Source organism: Streptomyces griseus (assembly GCF_001715295.1).
In the GTDB taxonomy this organism is placed as follows: Bacteria; Actinomycetota; Actinomycetes; order Streptomycetales; family Streptomycetaceae; genus Streptomyces; species Streptomyces griseus_G.
Window position 1 is genome coordinate 837122 of sequence record NZ_MDKB01000003.1, and the last position, 25827, is coordinate 862948.

The window sequence follows — 25827 nt, forward strand, 5'->3', positions numbered from 1 at the left end:
CCCCGCACAGCAGCGAAGGGGCGCCCGGCTTCGGCCGGGCGCCCCTTCGGCGTCTGCGGTGTGTTGCCGCTACGCGGACTTCTCGTGGCGGCCGCCGTCGTTCTTGCCGATCGTGCGCGGCTCGCGCGGGACCAGCGTCGGGTTGACGTTGTCGCGGACCACGTCCGGGGTGATGACCACGCGGGCCACGTCCTTGCGGGACGGGACCTCGTACATCACTGACTGGAGGACTTCCTCCATGATGGCCCGCAGACCGCGTGCGCCGGTCTGGCGCAGGATCGCCTGGTCCGCGATGGCCTCCAGCGCCTCGCGCTCGAAGTCCAGCTCCACGCCGTCGAGTTCGAACAGCCTTTGGTACTGCTTCACCAGGGCGTTGCGCGGCTCGACCAGGATCTGGAGCAGCGCCTCGCGGTCCAGGTTGTGGACCGAGGTCAGTACGGGGAGGCGGCCGATGAACTCGGGGATCATCCCGAACTTCACCAGGTCCTCCGGCATGACCTCCTGGAACTGGTCGCTCGCCTGGATCTCCAGCTTGGACCGGATCGTCGCGCCGAAACCGATGCCCTTCGCGCCGGCCCGCGACTCGATGATCTTCTCCAGGCCCGAGAAGGCGCCGCCCACGATGAACAGGACGTTCGTCGTGTCGATCTGGATGAACTCCTGGTGCGGGTGCTTCCGTCCGCCCTGAGGCGGCACGGAGGCGGTGGTGCCCTCCAGGATCTTCAGCAGGGCCTGCTGGACGCCCTCGCCGGAGACATCGCGGGTGATCGACGGGTTCTCGCTCTTGCGGGCGACCTTGTCGATCTCGTCGATGTAGATGATCCCGGTCTCGGCCTTCTTGACGTCGTAGTCCGCGGCCTGGATCAGCTTGAGCAGGATGTTCTCGACGTCTTCGCCGACGTACCCGGCCTCCGTCAGCGCCGTCGCGTCGGCGATGGCGAACGGGACGTTGAGCATGCGGGCCAGCGTCTGCGCCAGGAGCGTCTTGCCCGAGCCCGTCGGGCCGAGCAGCAGGATGTTGGACTTGGCGAGCTCGATCGCGTCGTCGCGACCGCCGCCGCCGTTCTCCCCCGCCTGGACCCGCTTGTAGTGGTTGTACACAGCGACCGAGAGGGCCTTCTTCGCGGGCTCCTGCCCGACGACGTACCCCTCGAGGAACTCGTAGATCTCGCGCGGCTTGGGGAGTTCCTCCCACCGCACCTCGGAGGTCTCGGCGAGCTCCTCCTCGATGATCTCGTTGCAGAGATCGATGCACTCGTCGCAGATGTACACACCGGGTCCCGCGATGAGCTTCTTCACCTGCTTCTGGCTCTTTCCGCAGAACGAGCACTTGAGCAGGTCGCCGCCATCACCGATGCGTGCCACGAGGTGCTTCCCCTTCGCCTGGGAGCAGCCTGGTTCAGCGGCTCCTGGTGCCTCTATCCGACGGTACCTTGCCTGACCCCCCGTTCGGGCCCCCCTTGGCACGGTTCACACGGCCGGGGCCGTGCGAACGGAATGTGCCAAGGGGAAAAGACCGACGTCAGACGGACGCGCCGGCTGTGGTCTTGCGGGTGGAGACGATCTGGTCCACCAGACCGTACTCGAGAGCGTCCTCCGCGGTAAGGATCTTGTCCCGCTCGATGTCCTCGCTGATCTTCTCCAGCGAGGTGGTGGAGTGCTTGGCCAGCATCTCCTCGAGCTGGGTGCGCATCCGCAGGATCTCGTTGGCCGCGATCTCCAGGTCGGAGAGCTGCTCACGGCCCGTCTGCGAGGACGGCTGGTGGATGAGCACCCGGGCGTGCGGGAGCGCCATGCGCTTGCCCGGCGTGCCCGCGGCGAGCAGGACGGCGGCGGCGGAGGCCGCCTGGCCCATGCAGACCGTCTGGATGTCCGGCTTCACGAACTGCATCGTGTCGTAGATCGCGGTGAGCGCGGTGAACGAGCCGCCGGGGCTGTTGATGTAGATCGAGATGTCGCGGTCCGGGTCCATCGACTCCAGGCACAGCAGCTGCGCCATCACGTCGTTGGCCGAGGCGTCATCGATCTGCACACCGAGGAAGATCACGCGCTCCTCGAAGAGCTTCGCATACGGGTCGTACTCGCGCACGCCCTGCGAGGTGCGCTCCACGAAGCGCGGGACGACGTAGCGGTTGTCCACCTGCGGGCCGGTGTAGAGGCCGCTCGCGGAGGCGCCGGGGAAGTTGTTCATATGGGTGTTCACCATCCTGGTGGCGTTCATGTGGGCTGGGGGGCTGCTCGGCGTACGAGTGGCGTACGAGAGGTCTGCGGGGGCGCGAGGTCCGGAGGAGGCCGGATCAGGCGCCGGTGCCGCCGCCGCCCGGGATGCCCGACGCGAACGTGATGATCTCGTCGATGAGGCCGTACTCCTTGGCCTCGTCCGCGGTGTACCAGCGGTCGCGGTCGCCGTCGCGGATGATCGTCTCCACGGTCTGGCCGGAGTGGTGGGCGGTGATCTCCGCCATCCGCTTCTTCGTGCGGAGGAGGTACTCGGCCTGGATCTTGATGTCCGAGGCGGTGCCGCCGATGCCGGCCGAGCCCTGGTGCATGAGGATGTCGGTGTTCGGGAGCGCGAAGCGCTTGCCCGCCGTACCGCCGGTGAGCAGGAACTGGCCCATGGAGGCCGCCATGCCCATGCCGATGGTGACCACGTCGTTCGGGATGTACTGCATGGTGTCGTAGACCGCCATGCCGGCCGTCACCGAACCGCCGGGGCTGTTGATGTAGAGGTAGATGTCCTTGTCGGGGTCGGCGGCAAGGAGCAGGAGCTGTGCGGTGATCTTGTTGGCGATGTCATCGTCGACCTGCTGACCGAGGAAGATGATGCGCTCGCCGAGCAGTCGGCTGTAGACCTGGTCACCGAGGCCTCCACCGAGGGACGGCTCTCCGGCGGCGTAGGGCATCAGATTCGTCACGTATCCACCTGCTCGTCTCTGACGGCTCCGGCCGTCTCAGCGTCTTCGTACCGGGTGGGCCGGGACTACCCGACCCTTCCTCTTCATGGACCCTAACGCGCAGGTGGGACAACGCCATCCCGGTTCCCCAACTGTTCGCTGGGAGCGCAAGGTCGGCAGTCCGCACAAGGGTCCCGGGGGTGCGGGGGCCGATATGCCGACGGGCTCCGGACGTGGTACGTCCGGAGCCCGTCGGTGCGATCGGGCGGGCCGATCGGTGCGAGGCTCAGGCCTCGGACTTCTCGTCGCTCTTCGCGTCGTCCTTCTCGGTGGCGGGAGCCTCGGCGGCGGCCTCGGCCGTCTCGGCGGCCTCGTCCTCCTCGTCCTCCAGGTCGACGATCTCACCGTTGGTGTCGACGACCTTGGCGGCCTCCACGACGACGGCGAGCGCCTTGCCCCGGGCGACCTCGCCGACGAGCATCGGAACCTGGCCGCCCTCGACGACGGCCTGGGCGAACTGGTCCGGGCTCATGCCGGAGGAGGCGGCACGCCGCATGAGGTGCTCGGTGAGCTCCTCCTGGTTGACGTTCAGCTTCTCCTTGTTGACGAGCTCGTCCAGGATGAACTGGGTCTTGATGCCCTTGACGGCCTGCTCGGCGGTCTCGGCCTCGAACTCCTCGAGGGTCTTGCCCTGGATCTCGAGGTACTTCTCCAGGTCGAGACCCATCTGGCCGAGCTGGTGGTGCTCGAGGTTGTGCTTGCGGGTCTGGACCTCGTCCGCGAGGAGCTTCTCGGGGATCGGGACCTCGGCCAGCTTCAGCAGCTCGTCCAGGACGCGCTCCTGGGCCTGGGTGGCCTGGTCGTACTGCTTGGTGTTCTCGAGGCGCTTGCGGCTGTCCTCGCGGAGCTCGGCGAGCGTGTCGAACTCGCTCGCCATCTGCGCGAAGTCGTCGTCCAGCTCGGGCAGTTCGCGGGAGGCGACGGAAGCGACCTTGACGGTGACCTCCGCTTCCTTGCCCTCGGCGGAGCCGCCCTTCAGCTCGGAGGTGAAGGTGGCCTCGCCACCGGCCTCCAGGCCGGTCACGGCCTCGTCGATGCCGTCGAGGAGCTCGCCGGAACCGATGGTGTACGAGACACCGGCGGCCACGCCGTCCTCGAGGACCTCTCCGTCGACCTTGGCCTCCAGGTCGATCGTCACGACGTCGCCCTCGGCGGCGGCACGCTCGACCGGGTTGGTGGAGGCGAAGCGCTCACGGAGCTGCTCCACGGCCTTGTCGACGTCCTCGTCGGTGACCTCGAGTGCGTCCACGGTGACCTCGATGCCGGAGTAGTCCGGGATCTCGATCTCGGGACGGACGTCCACCTCGGCGGTGAAGGCCAGCAGCTCGCCGTCCTTGAGTTCGGTGATGTCGACCTCGGGCTGGCCCAGAACGTTGAGCTCACCCTCGTTGACAGCCTCGGTGTAGAACTTCGGAAGGGCGTCGTTGACGGCCTCCTCCAGCACTGCACCACGGCCGAACCGCTGGTCGATGACCCGGTTGGGGATCTTGCCCTTACGGAAGCCCTTCACCGTGACCTGCTGGTTGATCTTCTTGTACGCCGCGTCGAGGCTGTCCTTGAGCTCCTCGAAGGGCACCTCGATGCTGAGCCGAACCCGGGTCGGGTTCAGGGTCTCCACGGCGCTCTTCACGGTTCGGTCTCCTTGGTGGCTGACTTCTTGGGGTTCTGCTGGGCCGCCGAGAGGCGGCTTCGCGGATCGAGCCCGGTACATCAGACACACGGGCACGCATTTTGCATAGTAACGGCAAGCGGGATGACTCCCACAACGCGATCTTGCCTGTGCGATCTTGCTGGTGGTCGGGGTGGCCGGATTCGAACCGACGACCTTCCGCTCCCAAAGCGGACGCGCTACCAAGCTGCGCCACACCCCGTCGGTGCGACACGTAGGGTACATGCCCACAAGCGGTGCGTCGGCCGTTCCGCGGAGCAGGCACGCGGACCCACCGGCCATGCGGGTGTGCGCGGACCGTCCCCGACCCGCTACGATGCTTTCCGTGCCGCGGTCCACGGACCTGCGGTGCGACACGTGCGGGCGTAGCTCAATGGTAGAGCCCTAGTCTTCCAAACTAGCTACGCGGGTTCGATTCCCGTCGCCCGCTCCAGGCCACAGGGCCTGTCCGGAGGATGATCCTCCGGACAGGCCCTGTGGCGTTCCCGGCCTACGGGACCTTCAGGGAGAGCCCGCCGACGGCACGCCGGAGCGGGCCCCGTCCGCGGACCGGACAGGCCCCCCGGAAGCGGACCCGAGGCCGCTCAGGAACGATCAGGAACTGATCAGAAGCTGATCTGGTTGATCGTGTCCGCTATCGAGTTCATGAATCTGTTGATCGACGGAGCCATGCCCGTCGACGCGAGGAAGAAGCCGAAGAGCACGGCGACGACCGCCGGCCCACCCTTGAGGGACCCGCCGCGGATGAACACCACCAGGACGATCCCCAGCAGAAGCACCACAGACAGCGAAATGGCCACAACTGATCACACCCTTGGTCGGTCCGCCTTGCCGGCCCGGCGGCGTGCGGCCGAGCACACCTCCGTCGCGACCATCGTGCCACCAACTCCCCTGTGCATGCTGCCGCGTGACGAAGCCGACTGTCCGGATCGCGCCATAGCCGCGCCCGCGCACGCCCCGCGCGTGAGGAGCATGCGCCGGGGGACACCGGGTCCGGTGGCGCCCCGCGGGGTCCGCGCGGGCACGCCTCGCGGGGCCTGCGGCGGGCCTCACACCGGATCTCGCACAAGGTGCGGACCGGCCTCACCCGCGGGCTCGGGGATAACGGCGGACCCCCTGCGCGAAACCCCTTCGAATATGCGCCGGTGTGACGGTTTCCATATCCCCACACTTCATTCACAGCCTTCCACCGGGGGTCGGTGCGACGGAATTCACTCCCTCAACTGCGCCCTGTTGCACCCGTTTTGACCCGGGCAAAACACCCCATAGCGCACAGTCGCCGATGGTTTCGTTTCCGAATGCGCGGGAACACGCGATATTCCGGAGGAGTTTCACGCGTGTCGATCGACGGGGCTAGGGTGCCTGGGATGTTCAAAGCTCCGAGCGAAATGCAGAGGGCCCCGATCCCCCCGGAGACCCGGGAGTCGGAGCCCGGACACCAGCGGACCCCGACGGCCGCAGCGACAGCCGCGCCCCATGCTCCGACGGCACCTTCCCCCGCGACGCCGAAGCGGCGTGACGCCTACTTCGACAATGTGAAGTACCTCGCGATCGTGCTCGTCGCGGTGGCGCACGCATGGGAACCGGTCATGGACGGCAGCCGTGTCACCCGGGCGCTGTACATGTTCGTCTACACGTTCCACATGCCCGCGTTCATCCTTGTTTCCGGTTATTTCTCGCGGTCGTTCGACATGAGCCCGGCCAGGGTGAAGCGTCTGGTCGCCGGGGTCGCCGTGCCCTACGTGCTGTTCGAGACGGCCTACTCGCTGTTCAGGCGGTACGCGGGCTCGGACGACGTGGCCATCACGCTGCTCGACCCGATGTACCTCACCTGGTTCCTGATCGCCCTGTTCGTCTGGCGGGTCACCACGCCGCTGTGGCGTGCGCTGCGCCATCCGCTGCCGGTGGCGCTCACGCTCGCCGTGCTCGCCTCGCTGACCCCGGGCATCGGTGACGACCTGGACCTGCAACGCGTCCTGCAGCTCCTGCCGTTCTTCGTGCTCGGTCTCCTGCTGAAGCCCGAGCACTTCGAGTTCGTCCGCCGGCGCCAGGTCAGGCTGCTCTCCCTGCCGCTGATCGCCGTGGCCCTGCTGTTCGCCTACTGGGCCGCCCCGCGCATGCGGCTCGGCTGGTTCTACCGCAGCAGCAGCGCCCAGGAACTGGGGGCCCCGTGGTGGTCGGGGGCCGTGATGTCCCTCGCGATGTTCGGGTGCGCACTGCTGCTCACGGTCGGCTTCCTGGCCTGGGTGCCGCGGCGCCGCCTCTGGTTCACGGCGCTGGGCGCCGGAACGATCTGCGGCTACCTCCTGCACGGCTTCCTGGTGAAGGGCGCCGGATACCTGGGCCTGTTCGACCGGTACACCTGGCTCTCGGAGCCCGCCGGAGTGGTCCTCGTCTCCCTCGTCGCGGCCTCGGCGGTGACCCTGCTGTGCACCCCGCCGGTCCGGCGCGCGCTGCGCTTCGCCACCGAGCCCGAGATGAACTGGGCGTTCCGCCGGGACCCGGCCGAGCGCTGAGCCCGACCGGCCCGTCCGGTCCCGCCCGGGTCGACGCCGGCCGGGGGCTCACTGCGCGGCGCCCCCGGCCGGTTCCCGCCGCGGGGCGGGCGCAGGCTCCCCGGCCAGCCCCAACAGCCCGCGCACCACGGCGTACTTCTCCGTCAGGCGGACACGCGTCGCGGGTTCCAGGACCGCGAGGCGGTCGGGGTCCGCGTTGTGCGCCAGGTCCGACTCCTTGATCAGCAACGCCCCCGGGGTGGCCAGAATCCGCTCCGCGTACGCACCCAGGTCCTCGCCGTCCCGTCTGGTGACGGCGAGGACCATGTCTTTCACCCGCCGGGGCAGGGCGGCCTCGTCCAGCCACCGCCGGGAGAGCACGTCGTCCTCCACGGCGTCGTGCAGCCAGGCGGCGGCCACCTGCTCGTCCGTGCCGCCCCGGACCCGTACCCCCTCGGCGACTGCGGCGAGATGCTCGGCGTAAGGACGGCCGGCCTTGTCGGTCCGGGTGCGGTGGGCCTCGCGGGCGATCGCCTCGACCTCGGCCAGGGACAGGTGCGGAGTCGGCATGCGCCCGACTGTACGCCCGGCCGGAAGGTCCCCCCGCGGGTGCGGGTGCGCAGTGTCCCGACGGTCCGGAGAAGCCACTCCGATCATTCGGTAAACTAATTACTGACGATTCCTTGACGCTCTCTTGACCAAGTGAAGGACAGGCTCATCGGACACGCAGACACACTCATCGCCATGGGAGGCGCCTTCCTGGCCGCCGCCGTCCTCGCCCGCCTCGGCGGGCGCATCGGACTGCCGACCATCCCGCTGTTCATCCTGGCCGGGATCCTGCTCGGCCCGCACACCCCCGGGGTCGTCCTCGTCGAGGACCCCCATGAGCTCGAGATGCTCTCCGCACTCGGCCTCGTACTCCTCCTCTTCTACCTCGGCCTCGAATTCCATCTCGACGACCTGAAGAAGGGCGGGCGCAAGATGGCGCTCGCCGGTGGTACCTACCTCGCCCTCAACGTGGGCGCGGGTCTCGGTTTCGGCTTCGCGCTGGGCTGGGGAACCTCGGAGGCGCTGGTGCTCGCCGGGGTGCTGGGCATCTCCTCGTCCGCGATCGTCACGAAGGTCCTGGTGGACCTGGGACGGATCGGCAATCCGGAGACGCGCCCGATCCTGGGCATCATCGTCGTGGAGGACGTCTTCCTCGCCCTCTATCTGGCTGCCCTGCAACCGATCCTGTCCGGCGCGGACAGCCTCGCCGCGGCGGTGGTCGACGGCGGCAAGGCCTTCGGCTTCCTGCTGCTGCTCGCCGTGGTGGCCCGGTTCGGTACCAGGGTCGTCGGCAGGCTGTTCCACACCAAGGACGACGAACTGCTCGTCATCTCCTTCCTCGGCGCAGCCGTCTTCGTGGCCGGGGTCTCGGAGTGGTTCGGCGTCGCGGACGCCATCGGCGCGTTCATGGTGGGTCTGATGCTGGGCAGCACCGCCTCGGGCGAGCGCATCCTCAAGCTGGTCCATCCGCTCCGGGACGCCTTCGGCGCGATCTTCTTCTTCGCCTTCGGACTGTCCATCGACCCGGGTGACCTGCCGAGCGTGGTGTGGCCGGTGCTGGCCGCCGTGGCGGTGACCGTGGCGATGAACGTCTTCGCCGGGATCGCCGCCGCCAGGGTCTACGGTTTCGGTCCGCAGGCGACGGCGAACATCTCCACCACCCTGCTGGCGCGCGGCGAGTTCGCCCTCATCCTCGCCACCATGGCGGCGGGGGCGGGCCTGGACGAGCGGCTCTCCCCGTTCATCGCCGGGTACGTGCTCCTGCTCGCGGTGCTGTCGCCCCTGGCGGCCGGCCGGTCGCACCGGCTTGCCAGGATCCCGCCCGGTGGGCGTGGGCGGGAACGGGACACGGACAGGGAGGCCGCCCCGGTCTGAGGCGGCGGGCGGTCCCGGGGCTGCGCCCTCCTGCCACGGTCCCGGGGCTGTGCCCGCGCGCACCGCCGGGACCGCGCCCGCGGGTCACCCTCCCGGGTCGCCCGCCCGGTCCTCCGTCTGCCGGGCCGTACCCCCGAACCGGCCGGGGCATCCGCCCGCCGCCGTCATCCACCGCTCTCCGCCCGGGACTTCTCGTTCGAGTGAAGAGACCGCGGCACATTGACGCCCGGACGGTTTCGTACGGTTCGCGCGGTTCACGCGCGACGCGACAACAGGAGCAGCGCGCGGTCGTCGTTGACGTCCTTCGCGCACGCCTCGATGAGGTGCCAGGCCGCGCCCTCGAAGCCGGTGGCGACGTAGCGGTCGGCCTCGCCGGTCAGCCGGTCGATGCCCTCGGCCATGTCCCGGTCGGAGGCTTCCACGAGTCCGTCCGTGAACAGCATCAGCACGTCGCCCGGTGCCAGCGAGCCCTTCACCGCGTCGAACTGCGCCCCGTCGTAGACCCCCAGCAGCGGCCCCTCGGCCGCCTTCTCCTCCCACTGCCCGCTTCCGGCGTGCAGTTGCAGGGCAGGAGGATGGCCGGCCGAGAGCAGTTCGTAGTCCCCCGACTCCAGGTCGAGCACGAGGTGGATGGAGGTGGCGAAGCCCTCGTCCCAGTCCTGGCGCAGGAGGTAGCCGTTGGCGGCGGGAAGGAAGCCGTGCGGCGGCAGTGAGCCCAGGAGACCGCCGAAGGCCCCGGACAGCAGCAGTGCCCGGGAGCCGGCGTCCATGCCCTTGCCCGACACGTCGGTGAGCACCGCTTCCAGCGTCCGTCCGCCGCTGGTGCGGGCCGCGACGACGAAGTCGCCGGAGAAGGACTGACCGCCCGCCGGACGGAGCGCCATCTCGCAGTGCCAGCCCTCGGGGAGCCGCGGCAGGGCGCTCTGGACGCGGATGCGTTCGCGGAGGTCGAAGAGCATGGTGCCGCCGCGTCGCCACGGCACCCCGACCCGGGCCCGGAACTGGGCGAGTACGAGCCCGAAGAAACCGCAGGCGGCCACCACCAGGACGATGCCCGGGGTGACCCGGGCAGGGCCCTCCGTGTAGGGGCCGAGGGCGATGGACTCCACGATCAGGGCGGTCGCGGCCGCGGCGTAGAGCCCCAGCAGGCTGGCCGGCCGCAGCAGCAGGCCGCCCGCGACGACCGGCAGGGCCAGGGCGGCCGGTGAGCACCACACCGGGTTGACCAGGCCGGCCCCCGCGATCGCCGGAACGGTGAGCAGCAGACCGACGAGGGCTATCCAGTCCGACCCGTCCCCGCGGAAGTAGTCGACCCCCGACCTGCGCAGCGCGATGCGCGCCCGGTGCGCCGATCTTCGCCACCGGGCCGGGTACGCGTCTACTCCTTCGCGACGGGCCATTGCGGGGACTTTATCCACTGCGCGGCCTCCGGTGCAGAGGGACCCCTGTGACAATGTGTCGGAAAATGTGTCGCTCGCCTGCCGCCGCCCCTGGTAGGCATGGCATATGACAACAGAGCTGCGGGTACCGAGCGCGTCCGAGTGGAACACGTGGTTCGAATGTCTCGAACTCGCCTTCGGCGGTGTCCCCACGGCTCCGGAAAGCCTCGAGACGTACGCCGCGCTGGCCGCCCCGGAGCGGTCGATCGGTCACCGGGACGGGGCGGACTGGGTGGCCACGGCCGGCGCGCACCGTTTCCGTGTGACGGTGCCCGGGGGGTCCGAGGTGGCCGCCGCCGGTGTGACGATGGTCAGCGTCGCGGCCACGCACCGCAGACGGGGGCTGCTGACCGCGATGATGCGGCGGCAGTTGGACGACGTCCGCTCGTGGGGGGAGCCCCTCGCGGTGCTGACGGCCTCGGAGCCCGGCATCTACGGCCGCTTCGGTTACGGCGCGGCCACCCGCGAGCTGAACATGCGGATCGACACGTCGCGCGTGCGCCTCGACGTGCCGCCCGGCGCGGACGGGGTGCGGGTGCGGTACGCCTCCCCCGTGCGGGCGCTCGCCGCCTGCGAGGCGGTGTACGCCGAGCTGGCGGCCACCCGGCCCGGTACCCCGGTCCGGCAGCCCGGCTGGGAGCGGATGGCGGTCCTCGACCCCGAGCAGGCCCGGGACGGCGGCTCCCCGTTGCGGTGCGTCCTCGCGGAGCGGGACGACCGGGTCACCGGCTACGCGACGTACCGGACGAGGCCGGACTGGGACCACGAGGGGCCCAGGGGGCGGGTGCTGCTGCGGGATCTCGGGGCGCTGGACCCGGCCTCCTACGCCGCACTGTGGCGCTTCCTCTTCGGGATCGATCTGACCTCCGTCGTCGAGTGCTCCAACCGGCCGGTGGACGACGCCGTGCTGCACCTGGTCTCGGACGTCCGGCGCTGCGACGTGCGCCTGCGGGACGGGCTGTACGTACGCCTGGTCGAGGTGGGCGCGGCGCTCGAGGCGCGGAGCTACCGGTCCCCGGTGGACGTGGTGCTGGACGTGGAGGACGCCTTCTGCCCGTGGAACGCGGGGCGTTGGCGGCTGACCGCGGAGGCGGGGGGCGCGGCCTCCTGCCGCCGTACCGAGGACCCAGCCGATCTCGCACTGTCCGTACGGGAGCTGGGCGCCGTGTACCTCGGCGGGGTGTCGCTGACGGAGCTGGCCGCCGCCGGGCTGGTACGGGAGACACGGCAGGGCGCGGTGGCCGAGGCGTCCTCGGCGTTCTCCTCGGACGTGGAGCCGTGGTGCCCGCACGGGTTCTGAGCACGCGCGGGCCGTGCCGGCCGGGGGTTCAGCGGTGGCTCAGCACGTTCACCACGCGCCCGTCGGGGTCCCGTACGAAGAACCGCCGCACGCCCCACTCCTCGTCCTGGAGCGGGTGAAGGATCTCCGCTCCGCTCTCCCGCACGGCCGCGTGGACCGCGTCCACGTCGTCGACCTCCACACTCAGGTCGGGGTCGACCGGCGCGGTCCTGTCGCTTGTCATGAAACCGACCTGCGCCGCCGGGGCGGACGGGGAGGCGTACATCGTGATCCAGCCGAGGTCCATGACCTCGTCCAACCCCAGCCGGCCGTAGAACTCGCGGTTCTCCTGGGCGGCCTCGGACCGGATGACGGGCATGACACGGCGGACGGGCATCGGGCGGCTCCCGTGGACGGGTGGACGGCGGGGACTTCCGGCAGCACGGACCCTTCCGCACGCGGTGCGCGTGCGCAACAGGCCGCGCCGGGCGCCGTCCGGGGGCCGGCCCGCACCTCCCGGCAGGCGCGCGGCGACAGCGACGGCACCTCACCGCGGTGCGGGGCGGGCCCGTGCATCCGGTCCACGGGCCTCCCTCCGCCGTGCGGCGCCCGACCGCCGTACACCGGTCCATCGGGAGGCGCGGATCGGCCGTCAGCGGCTCTGGCAGGCCGGGCACCAGAAGAGGTTGCGGGCCGCCAGGTCCGCCGTACGGATCGCGGTGCCGCAGATGTGGCAGGCCTGGCGGGCGCGGCGGTAGACGTAGACCTCTCCCCCGTGGTCGTCGACGCGCGGCGGGCGGCCCATGGCCTCGGGCAGGTGCTCGGGGCGGACCGTGTCGATCCGGTTGTTCCGCACGCCCTCGCGCATCAGCTCGCGGAGGTCGGCCCAGAGGGCGTCCCACTCCCCGCGGGTGAGGTCCTTGCCCGGCCGGTACGGGTCGATGCCGTGCCGGAAGAGGGCCTCGGCACGGTAGACGTTGCCGACGCCCGCGACGGTCCTCTGGTCCATCAGCAGGGCGGCCACCGTGACGCGGCTGCGGGAGATGCGCCGCCAGGCCCGCTCGCCGTCCTCGTCGGTGCGCAGCGGGTCCGGGCCGAGCCGGTCGTGTACGGCCTGTTTCTCGGGTCCCGTGATCAGGGCGCAGGTGGTGGGGCCGCGCAGATCGGCGTAGTGGGCGTCGTTGACCAGACGGAGGCGGACCGTGTCGGTGGGCGGCGGGGCCGGCGCCGCGCCGAAGCCGAGCTTGCCGAACAGGCCGAGGTGGATGTGGACCCAGGACGGTCCGCCGCCCACGGCCCCGTTACCGCCGAAGCCGAGGAAGAGGTGCTTGCCGTGGGCGTCGACGGCGGTGAGGGGGCGGCCGTCGAGCAGCTCCGCGCCCGCGGCGAACTTCCCCTGCGGGCTGCTGACGCGCACCGGCCCGCCGGCGAAACGCTCCTGGTGGTCGGCGGCGAGGCGGTGGATCGTATGCCCCTCGGGCACGGTGGATCTCCTGGGACACGCCTGTGCCGCCGGGTGGGGACCCGGCGGCACAGGGAAGCGGGTACGGGCGGTTCAGCCCTGCTGCGGGTGGTGCGCCGGAATGGGGGGCAGCTCGCCGGTGGTCTCGTAGGCCGACAGCATCTCGATGCGCCGGGTGTGGCGCTCCTCACCCGAGTACGGGGTGGCCAGGAAGATCTCGACGAACTTCGTGGCCTCCTCCTGGGTGTGCATCCGGCCGCCGACGGCGACCACGTTGGCGTTGTTGTGCTCACGGCCGAGCGCGGCGGTCTGCTCGCTCCAGGCGAGTGCGGCGCGTACGCCCTTGACCTTGTTCGCGGCGATCTGCTCGCCGTTGCCGGAGCCGCCGATGACGATGCCGAGGCTGCCCTCGTCCGCCGCCGTCCGCTCGGCGGCGCGGAGGCAGAACGGCGGGTAGTCGTCCTGGGCGTCGTAGATGTGGGGACCGCAGTCGACGGGCTCGTGGCCGTGGGCCGTGAGCCACTCGACGAGGTGGTTCTTGAGTTCGTAGCCGGCATGGTCGGAGCCGAGGTACACGCGCATGGGGCGAAGTGTGGCACGGACGGGGCGGGGTAGCCGTCAGCGGGGTCCGGACCGTCGGGCCGCCCACCGGGGCGGCACCGGACCCCGGCTGTGTGCGACGCCACTCCGGCAACGATCGGGTCAAGGAACTGGACCAAAGGGTTCCGCTTCCGGTGCCGTCCGGGCTTGAATGCGTGACGCGCCGCGCACCACCCTCGCGACGGCAGGACCGGCACCCGCGATCAGACACGTAAGGATTCGATCCATGACGTCGCAGACGACCCTGGAGCAGTCGGGCCACGAGCCCGGTGATCCGGAGCAGCCGCACTCCCCGGACGGTCTCAAGGCCGGCCTCAAGAACCGCCACCTCTCGATGATCGCCATCGGCGGCGTGATCGGCGCGGGCCTCTTCGTGGGCTCCGGCGCCGGCATCGCGGCCGCGGGCCCCGCCATTCTCCTGTCGTACGCGCTGGTCGGCCTCATGGTCGTCTTCGTCATGCGGATGCTCGGCGAGATGGCCGTCGCCCGTCCGAGCTCCGGCTCCTTCTCCGCCTACGCGGACCGGGCCCTGGGCCGCTGGGCGGGCTTCTCGATCGGCTGGCTGTACTGGTTCTTCTGGGTCGTGGTGCTCGCCGTCGAGGCCACGGCGGGTGCCAAGATCCTTGAGGGCTGGGTCCCGGGCGTGCCGCAGTGGGCCTGGGCCCTGATCGTCATGGTGGTGCTGACGGCGACCAACCTGGTCTCCGTGGGCTCCTACGGCGAGTTCGAGTTCTGGTTCGCCGGGATCAAGGTCGTGGCGATCGGCGCCTTCGTCGTCGTCGGCCTGCTCGCCGTCTTCGGCGTGCTGCCCGGCTCGGACGGCGGGGGCTCGGGACTCGCCCATCTCACGGACACCGGCGGCTTCTTCCCCGAGGGCCCGGGCGCCATCCTCACGGGTGTGCTGATGGTCGTCTTCTCCTTCATGGGCAGTGAGATCGTGACCCTGGCGGCCGGCGAGTCGGAGGACCCGCGGCGCGCGGTCTCCAAGGCCACCAACAGTGTGATCTGGCGCATCGCCATCTTCTACCTGGGCTCGATCTTCGTCGTCCTGACGCTGCTGCCGTGGAACGACCCCTCGATCGTCGAGGACGGCTCGTACGTCGCCGCGCTGAACGTCATCGGCATCCCGCACGCCGGCCAGGTCATGGACGTCATCGTGCTGACCGCCGTGCTCTCCTGCCTCAACTCCGGCCTCTACACGGCCTCGCGCATGGCCTTCTCGCTCGGGGAGCGGGGCGACGCGCCCCGCTCCTTCGCCAAGGTGAACAGCCGGGGTGTGCCGCAGACGGCCATCCTCTCGTCCGTCGTGTTCGGCTTCGTGGCCGTGTTCTTCAACTACCAGTGGCCCGACACCGTCTTCCAGTTCCTGCTGAACTCCTCCGGCGCGGTCGCCCTGTTCGTCTGGCTGGTGATCTGTTTCACGCAGCTGCGCATGCGGGGCATCATCCTGCGCGAGGCGCCCGAGAAGCTCGTCGTACGGATGTGGCTCTTCCCGTACCTGACGTGGGCGACCATCGCGATGATCTCGTTCGTCCTCGTCTACATGCTGACCGACGACGCCGGGCGGGAGCAGGTGCTCCTCTCTCTGCTGGTCGCCGCGCTGGTGGTGGCCGTCTCCCTGGTACGCGACGCCCGCTCCCGGAAGGCGGAGGCGACCCCGGCCGAGTGACCGGGCGGGACACCTGACGGCAGGAGTCAGGCATCAACCGGAGGCTCTCCTCCGCCGCGCGGCCGCGCGGTGGAGGAGAGCCTCTCCCGTTGGCCCACCGCCTCGTCTCCGCCCGCACCGCCTTCCGCCTGCTGCCTTCCGCCGTCCGCCTGCCGCCCGGACGCGGGGCCCTCGCCGAGGTCCGGGACCCGGCCGGCGCGCCCAGGGCCCGCGCGACCGGACCCGGGCCTTCAAGGTCCGACGCGGACGGGGGACGGCGCCGGGGTCGCCCTTCCGCGACGCGGCCTGCCCGCCGCGGCTGCCCTCCCGCAGGACGGCACGGACGTGGCGCGGTGGTACGGGCGCCGCACGCGCGCGTCACCGGAGGTCCGGCGCCGGACGTACGGGGCCGGACCGTGGACTTCCCCGTCGGCGGCGGCAACCGCACCCCGGGGGTCTCCACGACGCCGGACACGCGAAAGGCTCGCCGGGTGTGTCGCGTGACGACCCGGCGAGCCTGTGCGGTGGTCCCTACGGCGTCAGCCGCGACGCCCGAGGAGCTTCCACGAGGCGGGCAGCGCGCCCATGGCCAGGGCGGCCTTGAGGGCGTCGCCGATCAGGAACGGGGTGAGGCCGGCGGCCACGGCGGCGCTCGCCGACATCCCGGTGGAGAGCGCGAGGTAGGGCACACCGACGGCGTAGATGATCAGCGAGCCCACGGCCATGGTGCCCGCGGTGCGCAGCACGGAGCGGTCACCGCCGCGACGGGCCAGAGCGCCCGTGACCGTGGCGGCGAGCAGCATGCCCAGGACGTACCCGAAGGAGGCGCCGCCGGCTCCGGAGCTGCCCTCGGAGAACCACGGCACGCCGGCCATGCCGACGACCGCGTACAGGGCCAGGGCGAGGAAGCCGCGGCGGGCGCCGAGTGCGGTGCCGATGAGCAGCGCGGCGAACGTCTGGCCGGTGACGGGGACCGGGGAGCCGGGGACGGGCACGGCGATCTGGGCCGCGAGACCGGTGAGCGCGGCACCGCCGGCGACCAGCGCCGTGTCCACGGCGAAGCGGTGCCGGGCCGCGGGCAGCAGGTCGGCGAGGACCACTCCGGAACGGGTGGGGGCGGCAGCAGTGCTCATCGGGACTCCGCGGGTAGGGCAGCAGGACGGGTGGGACGGACTGAGGGTGACGTTAGCCGACGGTATATCGCCCGATCACCATCAGCCGCCCACAAAGCGGCGGTTGACGCCTTCGTCGGGTTTCCACAAAGGGCGGGACTCAATCCCGCAGGGGAGTGATGCTCGTCACGGTGGTGAGCGGTGGGTCGGTCGCGACGGGAGGGAAACAGCTCCATCCCAGGGGACTGTAGGTTTCCCATAATGGGGTTCCAGAGTAAGGGCCGTAGGCGGGTGTGCACCACGTGTGAGCCCGGTGACCGTATAGCGGACGCCCGTTCCCTGTGAACGGGACGCGTGCCCAGACTGTGTGCCGTCCTCCGTCCCGCCCAGTGAACAGAGCCCGTCCATGTCCCGGACCTCCACGCCGCCGCCCACGGACGCCGCCGCCCCCGTGGCCGACTCCGCGCTGACCCACGGCCTCAAACAGCGCCACCTGTCGATGATCGCCCTGGGGGGCGTCATCGGGGCCGGCCTGTTCGTCGGCTCCGGGGCCGGCATCGCCGCCTCCGGCCCCTCGATCGTCGTCGCCTACGGCATCTCGGGCCTGCTGGTCATGTTCGTGATGCGCATGCTCGGCGAGATGTCGGCCGCCAACCCGGCGTCCGGCTCGTTCTCCGTCCACGCCGAGCGGGCGATCGGGCCGTGGGCGGGCTTCACCGCGGGGTGGGCGTTCTGGGTGCTGCTCTGCGTCGCCGTCGGCCTGGAGGGCATCGGCGCCGCGCAGATCGTGACGGGCTGGCTGCCCGGCACGCCCGAGTGGGCGTGGGTCGCGCTGTTCATGCTGGTCTTCCTCGGCACGAACCTGGCCGCCGTGAAGAACTTCGGCGAGTTCGAGTTCTGGTTCGCCGCGCTCAAGGTCATCGCGATCACGCTCTTCCTCGTGCTCGGCGTGCTCGCGATCCTCGGCGTCCTGCCCGGCACCGACTCCCCCGGCGGCTCGAACCTCACCGGGGAGGGCGGCTTCCTGCCGAACGGTTCGAACGGCTTCATCATCGGGCTGCTGGCCTCCGTGTTCGCCTACGGCGGGCTGGAGACGGTCACGATCGCCGCGGCCGAGTCGGAGAACCCGGTGGCGGGTGTCGCCATGGCGGTGCGCACCGCGATGTGGCGGATCGCGGTCTTCTACGTCGGCTCGATGGCGGTCGTCGTCACCCTCGTACCGTGGGACGACCCGAAGGTCGCCGAGGTGGGGCCGTTCTACGCCGCCCTCGACCACCTCGGCATCAGCGGCGCCGCCGAGATCATGAACGTCGTCATCCTGGTCGCGCTGCTCTCCGCGATGAACGCCAACATCTACGGCGCCTCGCGCATGGCCTGCTCGCTCGTCGCGCGCGGTCAGGGCCCGAAGCGGCTCGGCACGGTCACCTCGGGTGTGCCCCGCAGGGCGGTACTGGTCTCGTCCGCCTTCGGCTTCCTGTGCGTCCTGCTCAGCTACTGGCGTCCGGACGACGTGTTCCCGTGGCTGCTCAACATGATCGGCGCGGTGATCCTGGTCGTCTGGATCTTCATCGCCGTCTCCCAGCTGGTCCTGCGCCGGCGGCTGGAACGCGAGGCCCCGGACCGGCTCGTCGTCCGCATGTGGCTCTTCCCGGGCCTCAGCGTCGTGGCGCTCCTCGCCATGGCGGGCATCTTCCTCCTGATGCTGCGCCAGCCGGACACCCGGGACCAGCTCCTGGCCACCGGGGCGCTGACCGGGGTGCTGATCGCCGTCGGACTGGTGCGGCAGAGGCGTGCGGCACGCGGCCCCCGCGTCTGAGGGCGGGTAGCGGGGTGCGCTCCGCCCAGGGCGTACTCCGCAAGGAGCGCGGTCCGCCCCGAGGGGGCGGGCCCGGTGGCGTCCGGAGCGCGCACGACCGGCGGGTGGGGGCCGGCCCCGGGCACGCGGCGTGGGGCGTGCCCGGCGTCCCCGGACGGGCGGGACGGCCCGAGAAGCACGAGGGCTCCCGCACGTCCCGGCGGGTGCGCGACGACCGCTACGGCGCCTCGCCGCGTTGCCGCGCTTGCGGACACCCCCGAGCCGTGCGCCGCACCGCATCCGGCACCGCGCGCCGTCCCACCGGGAACGGCCGGACAGCCCTCAGTCGCCGCCGCCCCCTCCGTCGCCGCCCCCGCCGCCGTCGCCGCCGTCGCCTCCTCCGCCGGAGTCACCCGCGTCGCCGCCGTCCGCGCCCCAGCCGTCCCCGCCGCCGGGTTCGTTGTCGTCACGGCCGACGCCGAGGTTGCTGAACCAGGGGCGGTCCCACGCGAAATCGGTGGCGATCGGCTCGCCCCCCGCGTCCCGGGACCGCTCCGCCCGGAAGCGCGCCGCGCCGGTCGTATCCCCGAGTCCGAAGGTCACCGCGAAGACCTGGGCCATGACGGCGTCCAGCGGGTCGGCGCTCTCGTAGCGCACGGGGGCCAGGGGCAGCAGGACCGTGCCCGGCTCTCGTGCCGGGCGGCGCGGGGGACGGGCCAGCAGGGCGACGCGCCGCTCGTCGCGCAGCAGCCACGAGCTCGTGGCGTTCTCCCGCCGCAGCGTCCAGCGCTGACCGGGCAGCCGCACCTCGACCGTGCTCCGGGACTTGCGCAGCTTCTTCCTGAGTTCGAGCTCCGCCGCCACGTCACCGACGGTCAGCCGCAGGCCGCCGGAGAGGCCACCCGCGGCCCCGCGGAAACCGCGCGGGGCGCGTATCCGTACGGTCGGGGCCTGTGGCCCCCATACGTCCACCCGGACCAGGCGGCGGTCCACGGCGACCGTGACGGGTCCGGCGGGGCCGGGAGCGGCCCTCCGCGCGATCCACAGCGGTACGCCCTCGGCCCTGGCCCGGTCCGCCAAGGCGGCGGCCTGCTCCGGCCCACCGCACCGCCGTACCGCGAGCTCGCCCAACGCCCGTGCGAAAGAAGCGGCCTGACGCGCCCTCACCGGCCTCGCGGTGCCGGTCACCCGGGTCACCGGCACGACTCCGGCACCCTCCGCGAGCCGCTCCAGCGGACGCTCCGCCCCACCGCCTCCCAGCCAGCATCCGCGCACGTACGCCTCCGCCATGGCTCCGAGGTTCAGCTCGTCCAGCGGGGTGGTCCCGCCACCCCCGCGCAGCCGGTCCGCCGTCAGCTCCACCGTTCTCGCCAGCGGATTCCACGACCGCTCGCCGTAGAGCACCTCGCTCATGACACCCCCATGTCCCTGTCAGGTCACCCGACGGGACCCACCCTCACACACCTCCCGCGGTCAGGTGAGGGCGAGTTCCGTCAACGGCAGCCGACGGCCGGGGACGGACCCCGAGGGGACCGTCCCGACGCGCACCGCGCCCATCGCCGCGCGCAGGGGCCCGGCGCCCGGGTCCGCGTCGACGGTGGAGCACGACGAAACCGGGCCGCCGGGCCCGCTCCGCCGTGTGCTCGGGGAGCAGCCTGCCCACGCCCCCGCCGATGGTGTCCGGCTCGACGAACATCGTGCCCAGGGCGCCCCGGGGCGGCTCGCCGTCCAGCACGGTGAAGCCGAGGACCCCGCCGCCCCGCTCCGCCACCGCCGTACGTCGCGCCGGCACGTCCTGCGGGCGTACGGCGAGCTCCTCGCGGCAGGCTTCCATGAGCGCCTCGCCGTAACCCCGGTGCGCCGTGGACCGCAGAGCAGGTGCGGTCAGCGCGGCCGCCTCGCCGGGCCGGCCGTCCCGTACGTACGGCATCGGTCTCCCCTGATCTCCCGTCACTCCCCGGCCTTACGCACGACCGGCCCCCATCCCGGGGCTCCTTTTGATAGCCTCCAATTGCGAGTGACTTGCAATAACAACCATGCTGCAGTTGGAGGCTTCGCACTCATGGCCACGTACACGCTCCCGGAACTCCCGTACGACTACGCGGCGCTCGAACCGGTCATCAACCCGCAGATCATCGAGCTCCACCACGACAAGCACCACGCCGCGTACGTCAAGGGGGCCAACGACACCCTGGAGCAGTTGGAGGAAGCGCGTGACAAGGGCGCCTGGGGCGCAGTCAACGGTCTCCAGAAGAGCCTCGCCTTCCACCTCTCCGGCCACATCCTCCACTCGATCTACTGGCACAACATGAGCGGTGACGGCGGGGGCGAGCCGCTCGCCGCGGACGGTGTGGGGGACCTGGCGGACGCCATCGCCGAGTCCTTCGGCTCGTACGCCGGCTTCAAGGCCCAGCTGACCAAGGCGGCCGCCACCACCCAGGGCTCCGGCTGGGGCGTCCTCGCCTACGAGCCGCTCAGCGGGAAGCTGATCGTCGAGCAGGTCTACGACCACCAGGGCAACGTCGGCCAGGGCTCCGTCCCGATCCTGGTGTTCGACGCCTGGGAGCACGCCTTCTACCTGCAGTACAAGAACCAGAAGGTGGACTTCATCGAGGCCATGTGGCGCGTCGTCGACTGGCAGGACGTGGCGAAGCGGTACGCCGCGGCGAAGGAGCGCGGGGACGTGCTCCTGCTCGCCCCCTGACAGCCGCAGTCGTCCTGCCCCGTGATCGTCTTCTCAGCCTTCACCCGGCAGGCGGAACAACGGAGAACCCCCGCGAGGACAGGACTCGCGGGGGTTCACCCCTGCCGCAGGACGCGCGCACGGGCTCGGGGCGACGGGGGCGTCAGTCGAAGATCGGGCCCTGTGTGCGGGTCCGCTTGATCTCGTAGAAGCCGGGGACCGACGCCACCAGGAGCGTGCCGTCCCAGAGCTTCGCCGCCTCCTCGCCCTTGGGGGCGGGGGTGACGACCGGGCCGAAGAAGGCGATCTGCTCGCCGTCGGAGCCAGGTACGGCGATCACCGGGGTGCCGACGTCCTGACCGACCTTGTCGATGCCCTCCTTGTGGGAGGCGCGCAGCTCCTTGTCGTACGCGTCGGAGTCGGCGTATTCCAGCAGCTCCGCCGGCAGGCCGACGTCGGCCAGGGCGCCCGCGATCGCCTCGCGGGTCGCGCCCTCGCCCTGGTTGTGGAAGCGCGTCCCCAGGGCCGTGTACAGCTCGCCGACGATCTCGTCGCCGTGCTTCTGCCGGGCGGCGACCACCACCCGGACGGGGGCCCAGGCCTGGGTCCGCATCATCTCCCGGTACTCCTCGGGCAGCTCGTCCATCCTGTTCTCGTTGAGCACGGCCAGGCTCATGACGTGCCAGCGCACCTCCACGTCACGGACCTTCTCGACCTCGAGCATCCAGCGGGAGGTCATCCAGGCCCAGGGGCAGAGCGGGTCGAACCAGAAGTCGACCGGGGTCCTGCCGTGCGACGTGCTGTTCTCGGGCATGTCTCTCCTCGTGCGATGTAGGTGCCTCGTGTGGCACAGAACACTTCGGGCCCCTCCGGGCATTCCCCCTGATCGGCGCGGCCGTCCACGTGCGAGGATCGGAGCCGATCGGATGGGACCGACGGCCGCCTCCGACGGCAGGTCGGTCCGTGACACAGAGGAGTGTTCCGTGCCGGGTGAGAACCTGTCTCGCGAGGAGGCCCGCGAGAGGGCCGAGCTGCTGACCGTGGACGGTTACGAGGTCGCACTCGACCTGCGTTCCGCCGTCGGTGGGCCCGACGGGGACGACGGGGACGCCGGCCCGCGGACCTTCCGCTCGGTGACCACGATCCGCTTCCGCTCCGCCCGCGCCGGAGCGTCGACCTTCGCCGACCTGGTGGCGCCGTCCGTGGCCACGGTGACCCTCAACGGGCGGGCACTGGACCCGGCGGCCGTGTTCGACGGCACGCGGATCGCGCTGGACGGTCTCGCCGAGGGGGAGAACGTCCTGGTGGTCGACGCGCGGTGCGCGTACAGCCGGACCGGCGAGGGCATGCACCGCTTCGTCGACCCGGAGGACGGCGAGGTCTACCTGTACACGCAGTACGAGCCGGCCGACGCGCGCCGCGTCTTCGCCAACTTCGAGCAGCCCGATCTGAAGGCGCCCTATCGCTTCCAGGTGACGGCCCCCGAGGGCTGGACGGTCCGGTCCAACGAGGCGGAGGAGTTCCACGAGGGCGAGGTGTGGCGGTTCGCCGAGACGAAGCCCATCTCGACCTACATCACGGCGGTCGTCGCCGGCCCGTACCACTGCGAGAGCGACCTCTACACCCGTACCTTCGACAACGGCTCGACGCTGGAGATCCCGCTCGGCGCGATGTGCCGCAAGGGGCTCGCGCGGCACTTCGACGCGGACGACATCTTCCTGATCACCAAGCAGGGCCTGGACTTCTTCCACGACAACTTCGACTACCCGTACCCGTTCGGGAAGTACGACCAGGCCTTCGTGCCCGAGTACAACCTCGGCGCCATGGAGAACCCCGGCTGCGTCACCTTCCGCGAGGAGTACATCTACCGCTCCAAGGTGACCTCGGCGTCCTACGAGCGCCGCGCCAACGTCATCCTGCACGAGATGGCGCACATGTGGTTCGGCGACCTGGTCACCATGCGCTGGTGGGACGACCTGTGGCTCAAGGAGTCCTTCGCCGACTTCATGGGGTCCTTCTCGATGGTGGAGGCGACCCGCTTCACCGACGGCTGGATCACCTTCGCCAACAACCGCAAGGCCTGGGCCTACCGCGCCGACCAGCTGCCGTCCACGCACCCCGTCACGGCCGACATCCGTGACCTGGAGGACGCCAAGCTGAACTTCGACGGCATCACGTACGCCAAGGGCGCCTCGGTGCTGAAGCAACTGGTGGCCTACGTGGGCCGGGACGCCTTCCTGGAGGGCGCGCGCCGCTACTTCAAGCAGCACGCGTACGGCAACACCCAGCTGGGCGACCTGCTCTCCGTGCTGGCCGAGACGTCGGGGCGCGACATGACGGCCTGGTCCCGCGCGTGGCTGCAGACGGCGGGCGTCAACACGCTGACCCCGGTCCTGACGTACGACGCCGAGGGAGGCGTCGCGGAGCTCGCGGTGGAGCAGGAGGCGCCGGCCTCCCACCCGGAGCTGCGCCCGCACCGCGTCGCCGTGGGCCTGTACCGGCTCTCGCCCGGGAACGGGCTCACGCGGTACGCCAGGGCCGAGGTGGACGTCGCCGGGGCGCGCACGGTGGTGGCCGAGCTGGCCGGCGCGGAGCGGCCGGACCTGGTCCTGGTCAACGACGACGACCTCACGTACTGCAAGGTCCGCTTCGACGCCGTCTCCCTGGCCACCCTGCGCGAGCACCTCGGGGAGGTCCGGGACCCGCTGGCCCGTGCGCTGTGCTGGTCGGCCCTGTGGAACCTGACCCGGGACGCGCTGCTGCCGGCCCGCGACTTCGTCTCCCTGGTGCTGGCTTTCGCCGGCGGGGAGTCGGACATCGGCGTGCTCCAGATGGTGCACGCCTGGGCGCGGTCGGCGCTCGTGCACTACGCCGCGCCGGGGTGGCGGGAGGAGGGTGGCCGGGCACTGGCCGAGGGCGCCCTGCGGGAGTTGCGGCGCGCGGAGGCGGGGAGCCAGCACCAGCTGACCTGGGCGCGGTTCTTCGCCTCGGCCGCCGTCTCGGGCGACGACTTCCGGCTGCTGGCCGGGCTGCTCGGCGGCACGGCGGTGATCGAGGGCCTGGAGGTCGACCAGGAGCTGCGGTGGGCCTTCCTGTCCGCGCTGGTCGCGCACGGCGCGGCCGACGAGGCGGCCGTCGACGCCGAGCTGGCGCGCGACGACACGGCGTCCGGCAAGCGGCACCACGTGCGGTGCCTGGCCTCGCGCCCGTCGGCGGAGGTCAAGGCGCAGGCGTGGGCGGTGGTCGTGGAGTCGGACAAGCTGTCCAACGCGCTCGTCGCGGCGACCATCGCGGGCTTCGAACAGCCCTCGCAGCGGACGCTGCTGGCGCCGTACACGGCCGCGTACTTCGAGGCGATCGAACGGGTGTGGGCCGAGCGCTCCATCCAGATCGGCATGGACGTGGTCAAGGGCCTGTTCCCGGGTCTTCAGGACGACCCCGCGACGCTCGCGGCGACGGACGCCTGGCTGGCCTCGCACCCGGACGCGGCCCCGGCGCTGCGACGGCTGGTCCTGGAAGCGCGGGACGACCTGGCCCGGGCGCTGCGGGGCCAGGAGTGCGACGCGGCGGCGTGAACCCCCGGCGCGCGCCCCCCGCTCGCGTGAGCGGGGCGCGCGCCGCCCCATTCCCGGCCGCGCTCCCCCTTTTCGACAGCCGAACGCCCGTGCTTCAGGGCGGAGTTGTCCTGAAACATCGACGGCCCTGTAACACACGTCGGCTCCCGGGCGTCTCGGGGGAAACCTGCCGGTCATGAACCGGAACACCCCCCTGCCCCTCCGCCCCGCCCAGAACCCCCACCACCGCGTACGGTCCGCCGCGCAACTGCGCGCCCTCGGTGTGACCGCCGCGCAGACCGCCGCCCGGTGCCTGCCCTGCGGCCCCTGGCAGCAGTTGCTGCCCGGCGTGTATCTGCTGCACCCCGACCCGCCCACGAACCGGGAACGGCTGCACGGCGCCCTGCTGTACGCGGGACGGCCCCCGGCCGCCGGAGGCCCGTCGGGACGCGGATACGGCGGGGCGATGGTCACAGGCCTGGCGGCGCTGACCCTGTACGGCTTCGCGGCCGCGCCGCCGGCGATCGGGCTCCACCGGATCGACGTGCTCGTGCCGCGCACGAGGCGGCTACGCTCCACCCGGTTCGTGCAGGTGAACCGGGCGGCCTCGCTCCCCCGGCCCGAGCGGCGGAGCGGGGTGCCGCTGGCCCCGGTGGAACGGGCCCTGGCCGACGCCGTCTCCGCGTTGACGGACGCCTCCACGGTGCGCGGGATCCTGACGGAGGCGGTCCGTGCGGGTCACTGCGAACCGGCCGCGGTCGTAAGGGAGCTGAGCGCCGCCCGGCTGCTGGGCCGGCCGCAGGTGGTGGACGCGGTGGACGCCCTGCTCGCCGAGGGCCGCGCGGTGGCGGAGGGGCGGCTCTACGCGATGGTGCGCGGCCACGGGCTGCCGGAGCCGCTGTGGAACGTGGACCTGCGCCTGCCGGGCGGCACGTTCCTGGGCGGGGTGGACGCGTACTGGCCCGATCAGGCCGTCGCCCTGGAGCTCGGCGCACGCGCGCCGCACGAGGAGCACGTCGTGTTCGCCGCCGAGCGGGAGCACCTGGAGCGGCTCGGGATCACGGTGGTGCGCACGAGCCCCGCGCTGCTGCGTGAGGCCCCGGCGGACCAGGCGGTGGTGGTGCGTACGGCGATGATGGCGTCCGCCGACCGCGAACCGGCCGCGTACGTGGTGGTGCTGCCGCGATGACGGGGACTTCGTCCCGTTCGTCCCA

21 protein-coding genes, 2 tRNA genes and 1 pseudogene are annotated in these 25827 nt (G+C 71.4%); 9 read left to right on the forward strand and 15 right to left on the reverse strand.

Going from position 1 to position 25827, the window contains the following annotated elements:
- Positions 1-69: 69 nt before the first annotated feature.
- The 5 genes from clpX to BA175_RS19965 form a co-directional block, all read right to left on the reverse strand.
- Positions 70-1365, reverse strand: a complete 1296-nt coding sequence (clpX, locus tag BA175_RS19945) for an ATP-dependent Clp protease ATP-binding subunit ClpX (RefSeq protein WP_069172791.1) — start codon at positions 1363-1365, stop codon at positions 70-72.
- 157 nt (positions 1366-1522) lie between these two features.
- Complete coding sequence (locus BA175_RS19950; protein WP_069172792.1) at positions 1523-2206, reverse strand: ATP-dependent Clp protease proteolytic subunit; 684 nt, start codon at positions 2204-2206, stop codon at positions 1523-1525.
- A 91-nt stretch (positions 2207-2297) separates the two neighbouring features.
- Positions 2298-2903, reverse strand: a complete 606-nt coding sequence (locus BA175_RS19955) for an ATP-dependent Clp protease proteolytic subunit (protein ID WP_069173128.1) — start codon at positions 2901-2903, stop codon at positions 2298-2300.
- 277 nt (positions 2904-3180) lie between these two features.
- Positions 3181-4584, reverse strand: a complete 1404-nt coding sequence (tig, locus tag BA175_RS19960; protein WP_069172793.1) for a trigger factor — start codon at positions 4582-4584, stop codon at positions 3181-3183.
- 164 nt (positions 4585-4748) lie between these two features.
- A tRNA-Pro gene (locus BA175_RS19965) sits at positions 4749-4825 on the reverse strand.
- A gap of 157 nt (positions 4826-4982) precedes the next feature.
- On the opposite strand from BA175_RS19965, the gene BA175_RS19970 reads away from it, so the two are divergent.
- Positions 4983-5056: transfer RNA gene (locus tag BA175_RS19970), tRNA-Gly, on the forward strand.
- A 172-nt stretch (positions 5057-5228) separates the two neighbouring features.
- Here BA175_RS19970 and BA175_RS19975 read toward each other — a convergent pair.
- Positions 5229-5423: a hypothetical protein gene (locus tag BA175_RS19975; protein ID WP_069172794.1), complete on the reverse strand. Its 195-nt coding sequence runs from the start codon at positions 5421-5423 to the stop codon at positions 5229-5231.
- 567 nt (positions 5424-5990) lie between these two features.
- Here BA175_RS19975 and BA175_RS19980 point away from each other — a divergent pair.
- Complete coding sequence (locus BA175_RS19980) at positions 5991-7139, forward strand: acyltransferase family protein (RefSeq protein ID WP_079159691.1); 1149 nt, start codon at positions 5991-5993, stop codon at positions 7137-7139.
- A gap of 48 nt (positions 7140-7187) precedes the next feature.
- On the opposite strand, the gene BA175_RS19985 is transcribed toward BA175_RS19980, so the two are convergent.
- The gene (locus BA175_RS19985) at positions 7188-7688 is read right to left on the reverse strand and encodes an HD domain-containing protein (RefSeq protein ID WP_069172795.1); all 501 of its coding nucleotides are present in this window, start codon (positions 7686-7688) and stop codon (positions 7188-7190) included.
- 174 nt (positions 7689-7862) lie between these two features.
- On the opposite strand from BA175_RS19985, the gene BA175_RS19990 reads away from it, so the two are divergent.
- Positions 7863-9041 (forward strand): cation:proton antiporter, encoded by a 1179-nt coding sequence (locus BA175_RS19990; RefSeq protein WP_069173130.1) that lies wholly within the window; start codon positions 7863-7865, stop codon positions 9039-9041.
- A gap of 254 nt (positions 9042-9295) precedes the next feature.
- On the opposite strand, the gene BA175_RS19995 is transcribed toward BA175_RS19990, so the two are convergent.
- The gene (locus BA175_RS19995; RefSeq protein WP_069172796.1) at positions 9296-10441 is read right to left on the reverse strand and encodes a PP2C family protein-serine/threonine phosphatase; all 1146 of its coding nucleotides are present in this window, start codon (positions 10439-10441) and stop codon (positions 9296-9298) included.
- A 106-nt stretch (positions 10442-10547) separates the two neighbouring features.
- On the opposite strand from BA175_RS19995, the gene BA175_RS20000 reads away from it, so the two are divergent.
- Positions 10548-11780 (forward strand): GNAT family N-acetyltransferase, encoded by a 1233-nt coding sequence (locus BA175_RS20000; RefSeq protein ID WP_079159692.1) that lies wholly within the window; start codon positions 10548-10550, stop codon positions 11778-11780.
- A 28-nt stretch (positions 11781-11808) separates the two neighbouring features.
- Here BA175_RS20000 and BA175_RS20005 read toward each other — a convergent pair whose 3' ends face one another.
- The 3 genes from BA175_RS20005 to BA175_RS20015 all read right to left on the reverse strand — a co-directional run bounded on the left by BA175_RS20005 (position 11809) and on the right by BA175_RS20015 (position 13803).
- The gene (locus BA175_RS20005; RefSeq protein ID WP_069172797.1) at positions 11809-12156 is read right to left on the reverse strand and encodes a VOC family protein; all 348 of its coding nucleotides are present in this window, start codon (positions 12154-12156) and stop codon (positions 11809-11811) included.
- Between the two features lie 255 nt (positions 12157-12411).
- Entirely contained in the window at positions 12412-13242 is an 831-nt protein-coding gene (locus tag BA175_RS32145) for an Fpg/Nei family DNA glycosylase (protein ID WP_069172798.1), read from the reverse strand.
- A gap of 72 nt (positions 13243-13314) precedes the next feature.
- Positions 13315-13803 (reverse strand): ribose-5-phosphate isomerase, encoded by a 489-nt coding sequence (locus BA175_RS20015; RefSeq protein WP_069172799.1) that lies wholly within the window; start codon positions 13801-13803, stop codon positions 13315-13317.
- Between the two features lie 244 nt (positions 13804-14047).
- Here BA175_RS20015 and BA175_RS20020 point away from each other — a divergent pair, with 244 nt between their 5' ends.
- On the forward strand, positions 14048-15490 hold the full coding sequence (locus tag BA175_RS20020; protein WP_069172800.1) for an amino acid permease: 1443 nt from the start codon (positions 14048-14050) through the stop codon (positions 15488-15490).
- 518 nt (positions 15491-16008) lie between these two features.
- On the opposite strand, the gene BA175_RS20025 is transcribed toward BA175_RS20020, so the two are convergent.
- On the reverse strand, positions 16009-16602 hold the full coding sequence (locus BA175_RS20025; RefSeq protein WP_069172801.1) for a biotin transporter BioY: 594 nt from the start codon (positions 16600-16602) through the stop codon (positions 16009-16011).
- 385 nt (positions 16603-16987) lie between these two features.
- Between BA175_RS20025 and BA175_RS20030 the strand changes: the two genes are divergently transcribed.
- Positions 16988-18397 carry an amino acid permease gene (locus BA175_RS20030; protein ID WP_069172802.1) on the forward strand — a complete coding sequence of 470 codons (1410 nt, stop codon included), beginning with the start codon at positions 16988-16990 and terminating at the stop codon, positions 18395-18397.
- Between the two features lie 321 nt (positions 18398-18718).
- Here BA175_RS20030 and BA175_RS20035 read toward each other — a convergent pair whose 3' ends face one another.
- Positions 18719-19789: a hypothetical protein gene (locus BA175_RS20035; RefSeq protein ID WP_069172803.1), complete on the reverse strand. Its 1071-nt coding sequence runs from the start codon at positions 19787-19789 to the stop codon at positions 18719-18721.
- Between the two features lie 60 nt (positions 19790-19849).
- Positions 19850-20306 (reverse strand): annotated as a pseudogene (locus tag BA175_RS20040) (GNAT family N-acetyltransferase).
- 132 nt (positions 20307-20438) lie between these two features.
- On the opposite strand from BA175_RS20040, the gene BA175_RS20045 reads away from it, so the two are divergent.
- On the forward strand, positions 20439-21080 hold the full coding sequence (locus BA175_RS20045) for a superoxide dismutase (RefSeq protein WP_069172804.1): 642 nt from the start codon (positions 20439-20441) through the stop codon (positions 21078-21080).
- Positions 21081-21222: 142 nt separating this feature from the next.
- Here the strand turns inward: BA175_RS20045 and BA175_RS20050 are convergent, their stop codons facing one another.
- Positions 21223-21873, reverse strand: a complete 651-nt coding sequence (locus BA175_RS20050) for a mycothiol-dependent nitroreductase Rv2466c family protein (RefSeq protein WP_069172805.1) — start codon at positions 21871-21873, stop codon at positions 21223-21225.
- 169 nt (positions 21874-22042) lie between these two features.
- Here BA175_RS20050 and pepN point away from each other — a divergent pair, with 169 nt between their 5' ends.
- Both pepN and BA175_RS20060 read left to right on the forward strand, forming a co-directional pair.
- Positions 22043-24634: an aminopeptidase N gene (pepN, locus tag BA175_RS20055; protein WP_069173132.1), complete on the forward strand. Its 2592-nt coding sequence runs from the start codon at positions 22043-22045 to the stop codon at positions 24632-24634.
- Between the two features lie 175 nt (positions 24635-24809).
- Positions 24810-25802 carry a hypothetical protein gene (locus BA175_RS20060; RefSeq protein ID WP_069172806.1) on the forward strand — a complete coding sequence of 331 codons (993 nt, stop codon included), beginning with the start codon at positions 24810-24812 and terminating at the stop codon, positions 25800-25802.
- The last annotated feature ends 25 nt before the right edge of the window (positions 25803-25827 follow it).

What these genes read in the sequence shown, in the direction of transcription:
- BA175_RS19950 (WP_069172792.1), bottom strand. Translation starts at nt 2,206, where the DNA reads ATGGTGAACACCCATATGAACAACTTCCCCGGCGCCTCCGCGAGCGGC.
- BA175_RS19955 (WP_069173128.1), bottom strand. Translation starts at nt 2,903, where the DNA reads ATGCCCTACGCCGCCGGAGAGCCGTCCCTCGGTGGAGGCCTCGGTGAC.
- BA175_RS19980 (WP_079159691.1), top strand. Translation starts at nt 5,991, where the DNA reads ATGTTCAAAGCTCCGAGCGAAATGCAGAGGGCCCCGATCCCCCCGGAG.
- BA175_RS19985 (WP_069172795.1), bottom strand. Translation starts at nt 7,688, where the DNA reads ATGCCGACTCCGCACCTGTCCCTGGCCGAGGTCGAGGCGATCGCCCGC.
- BA175_RS19990 (WP_069173130.1), top strand. Translation starts at nt 7,863, where the DNA reads ATGGGAGGCGCCTTCCTGGCCGCCGCCGTCCTCGCCCGCCTCGGCGGG.
- BA175_RS19995 (WP_069172796.1), bottom strand. Translation starts at nt 10,441, where the DNA reads ATGGCCCGTCGCGAAGGAGTAGACGCGTACCCGGCCCGGTGGCGAAGA.
- BA175_RS20000 (WP_079159692.1), top strand. Translation starts at nt 10,548, where the DNA reads ATGACAACAGAGCTGCGGGTACCGAGCGCGTCCGAGTGGAACACGTGG.
- BA175_RS20005 (WP_069172797.1), bottom strand. Translation starts at nt 12,156, where the DNA reads ATGCCCGTCCGCCGTGTCATGCCCGTCATCCGGTCCGAGGCCGCCCAG.
- BA175_RS20015 (WP_069172799.1), bottom strand. Translation starts at nt 13,803, where the DNA reads ATGCGCGTGTACCTCGGCTCCGACCATGCCGGCTACGAACTCAAGAAC.
- BA175_RS20020 (WP_069172800.1), top strand. Translation starts at nt 14,048, where the DNA reads ATGACGTCGCAGACGACCCTGGAGCAGTCGGGCCACGAGCCCGGTGAT.
- BA175_RS20025 (WP_069172801.1), bottom strand. Translation starts at nt 16,602, where the DNA reads ATGAGCACTGCTGCCGCCCCCACCCGTTCCGGAGTGGTCCTCGCCGAC.
- BA175_RS20030 (WP_069172802.1), top strand. Translation starts at nt 16,988, where the DNA reads ATGTCCCGGACCTCCACGCCGCCGCCCACGGACGCCGCCGCCCCCGTG.
- BA175_RS20035 (WP_069172803.1), bottom strand. Translation starts at nt 19,789, where the DNA reads ATGAGCGAGGTGCTCTACGGCGAGCGGTCGTGGAATCCGCTGGCGAGA.
- BA175_RS20045 (WP_069172804.1), top strand. Translation starts at nt 20,439, where the DNA reads ATGGCCACGTACACGCTCCCGGAACTCCCGTACGACTACGCGGCGCTC.
- BA175_RS20050 (WP_069172805.1), bottom strand. Translation starts at nt 21,873, where the DNA reads ATGCCCGAGAACAGCACGTCGCACGGCAGGACCCCGGTCGACTTCTGG.
- BA175_RS20060 (WP_069172806.1), top strand. Translation starts at nt 24,810, where the DNA reads ATGAACCGGAACACCCCCCTGCCCCTCCGCCCCGCCCAGAACCCCCAC.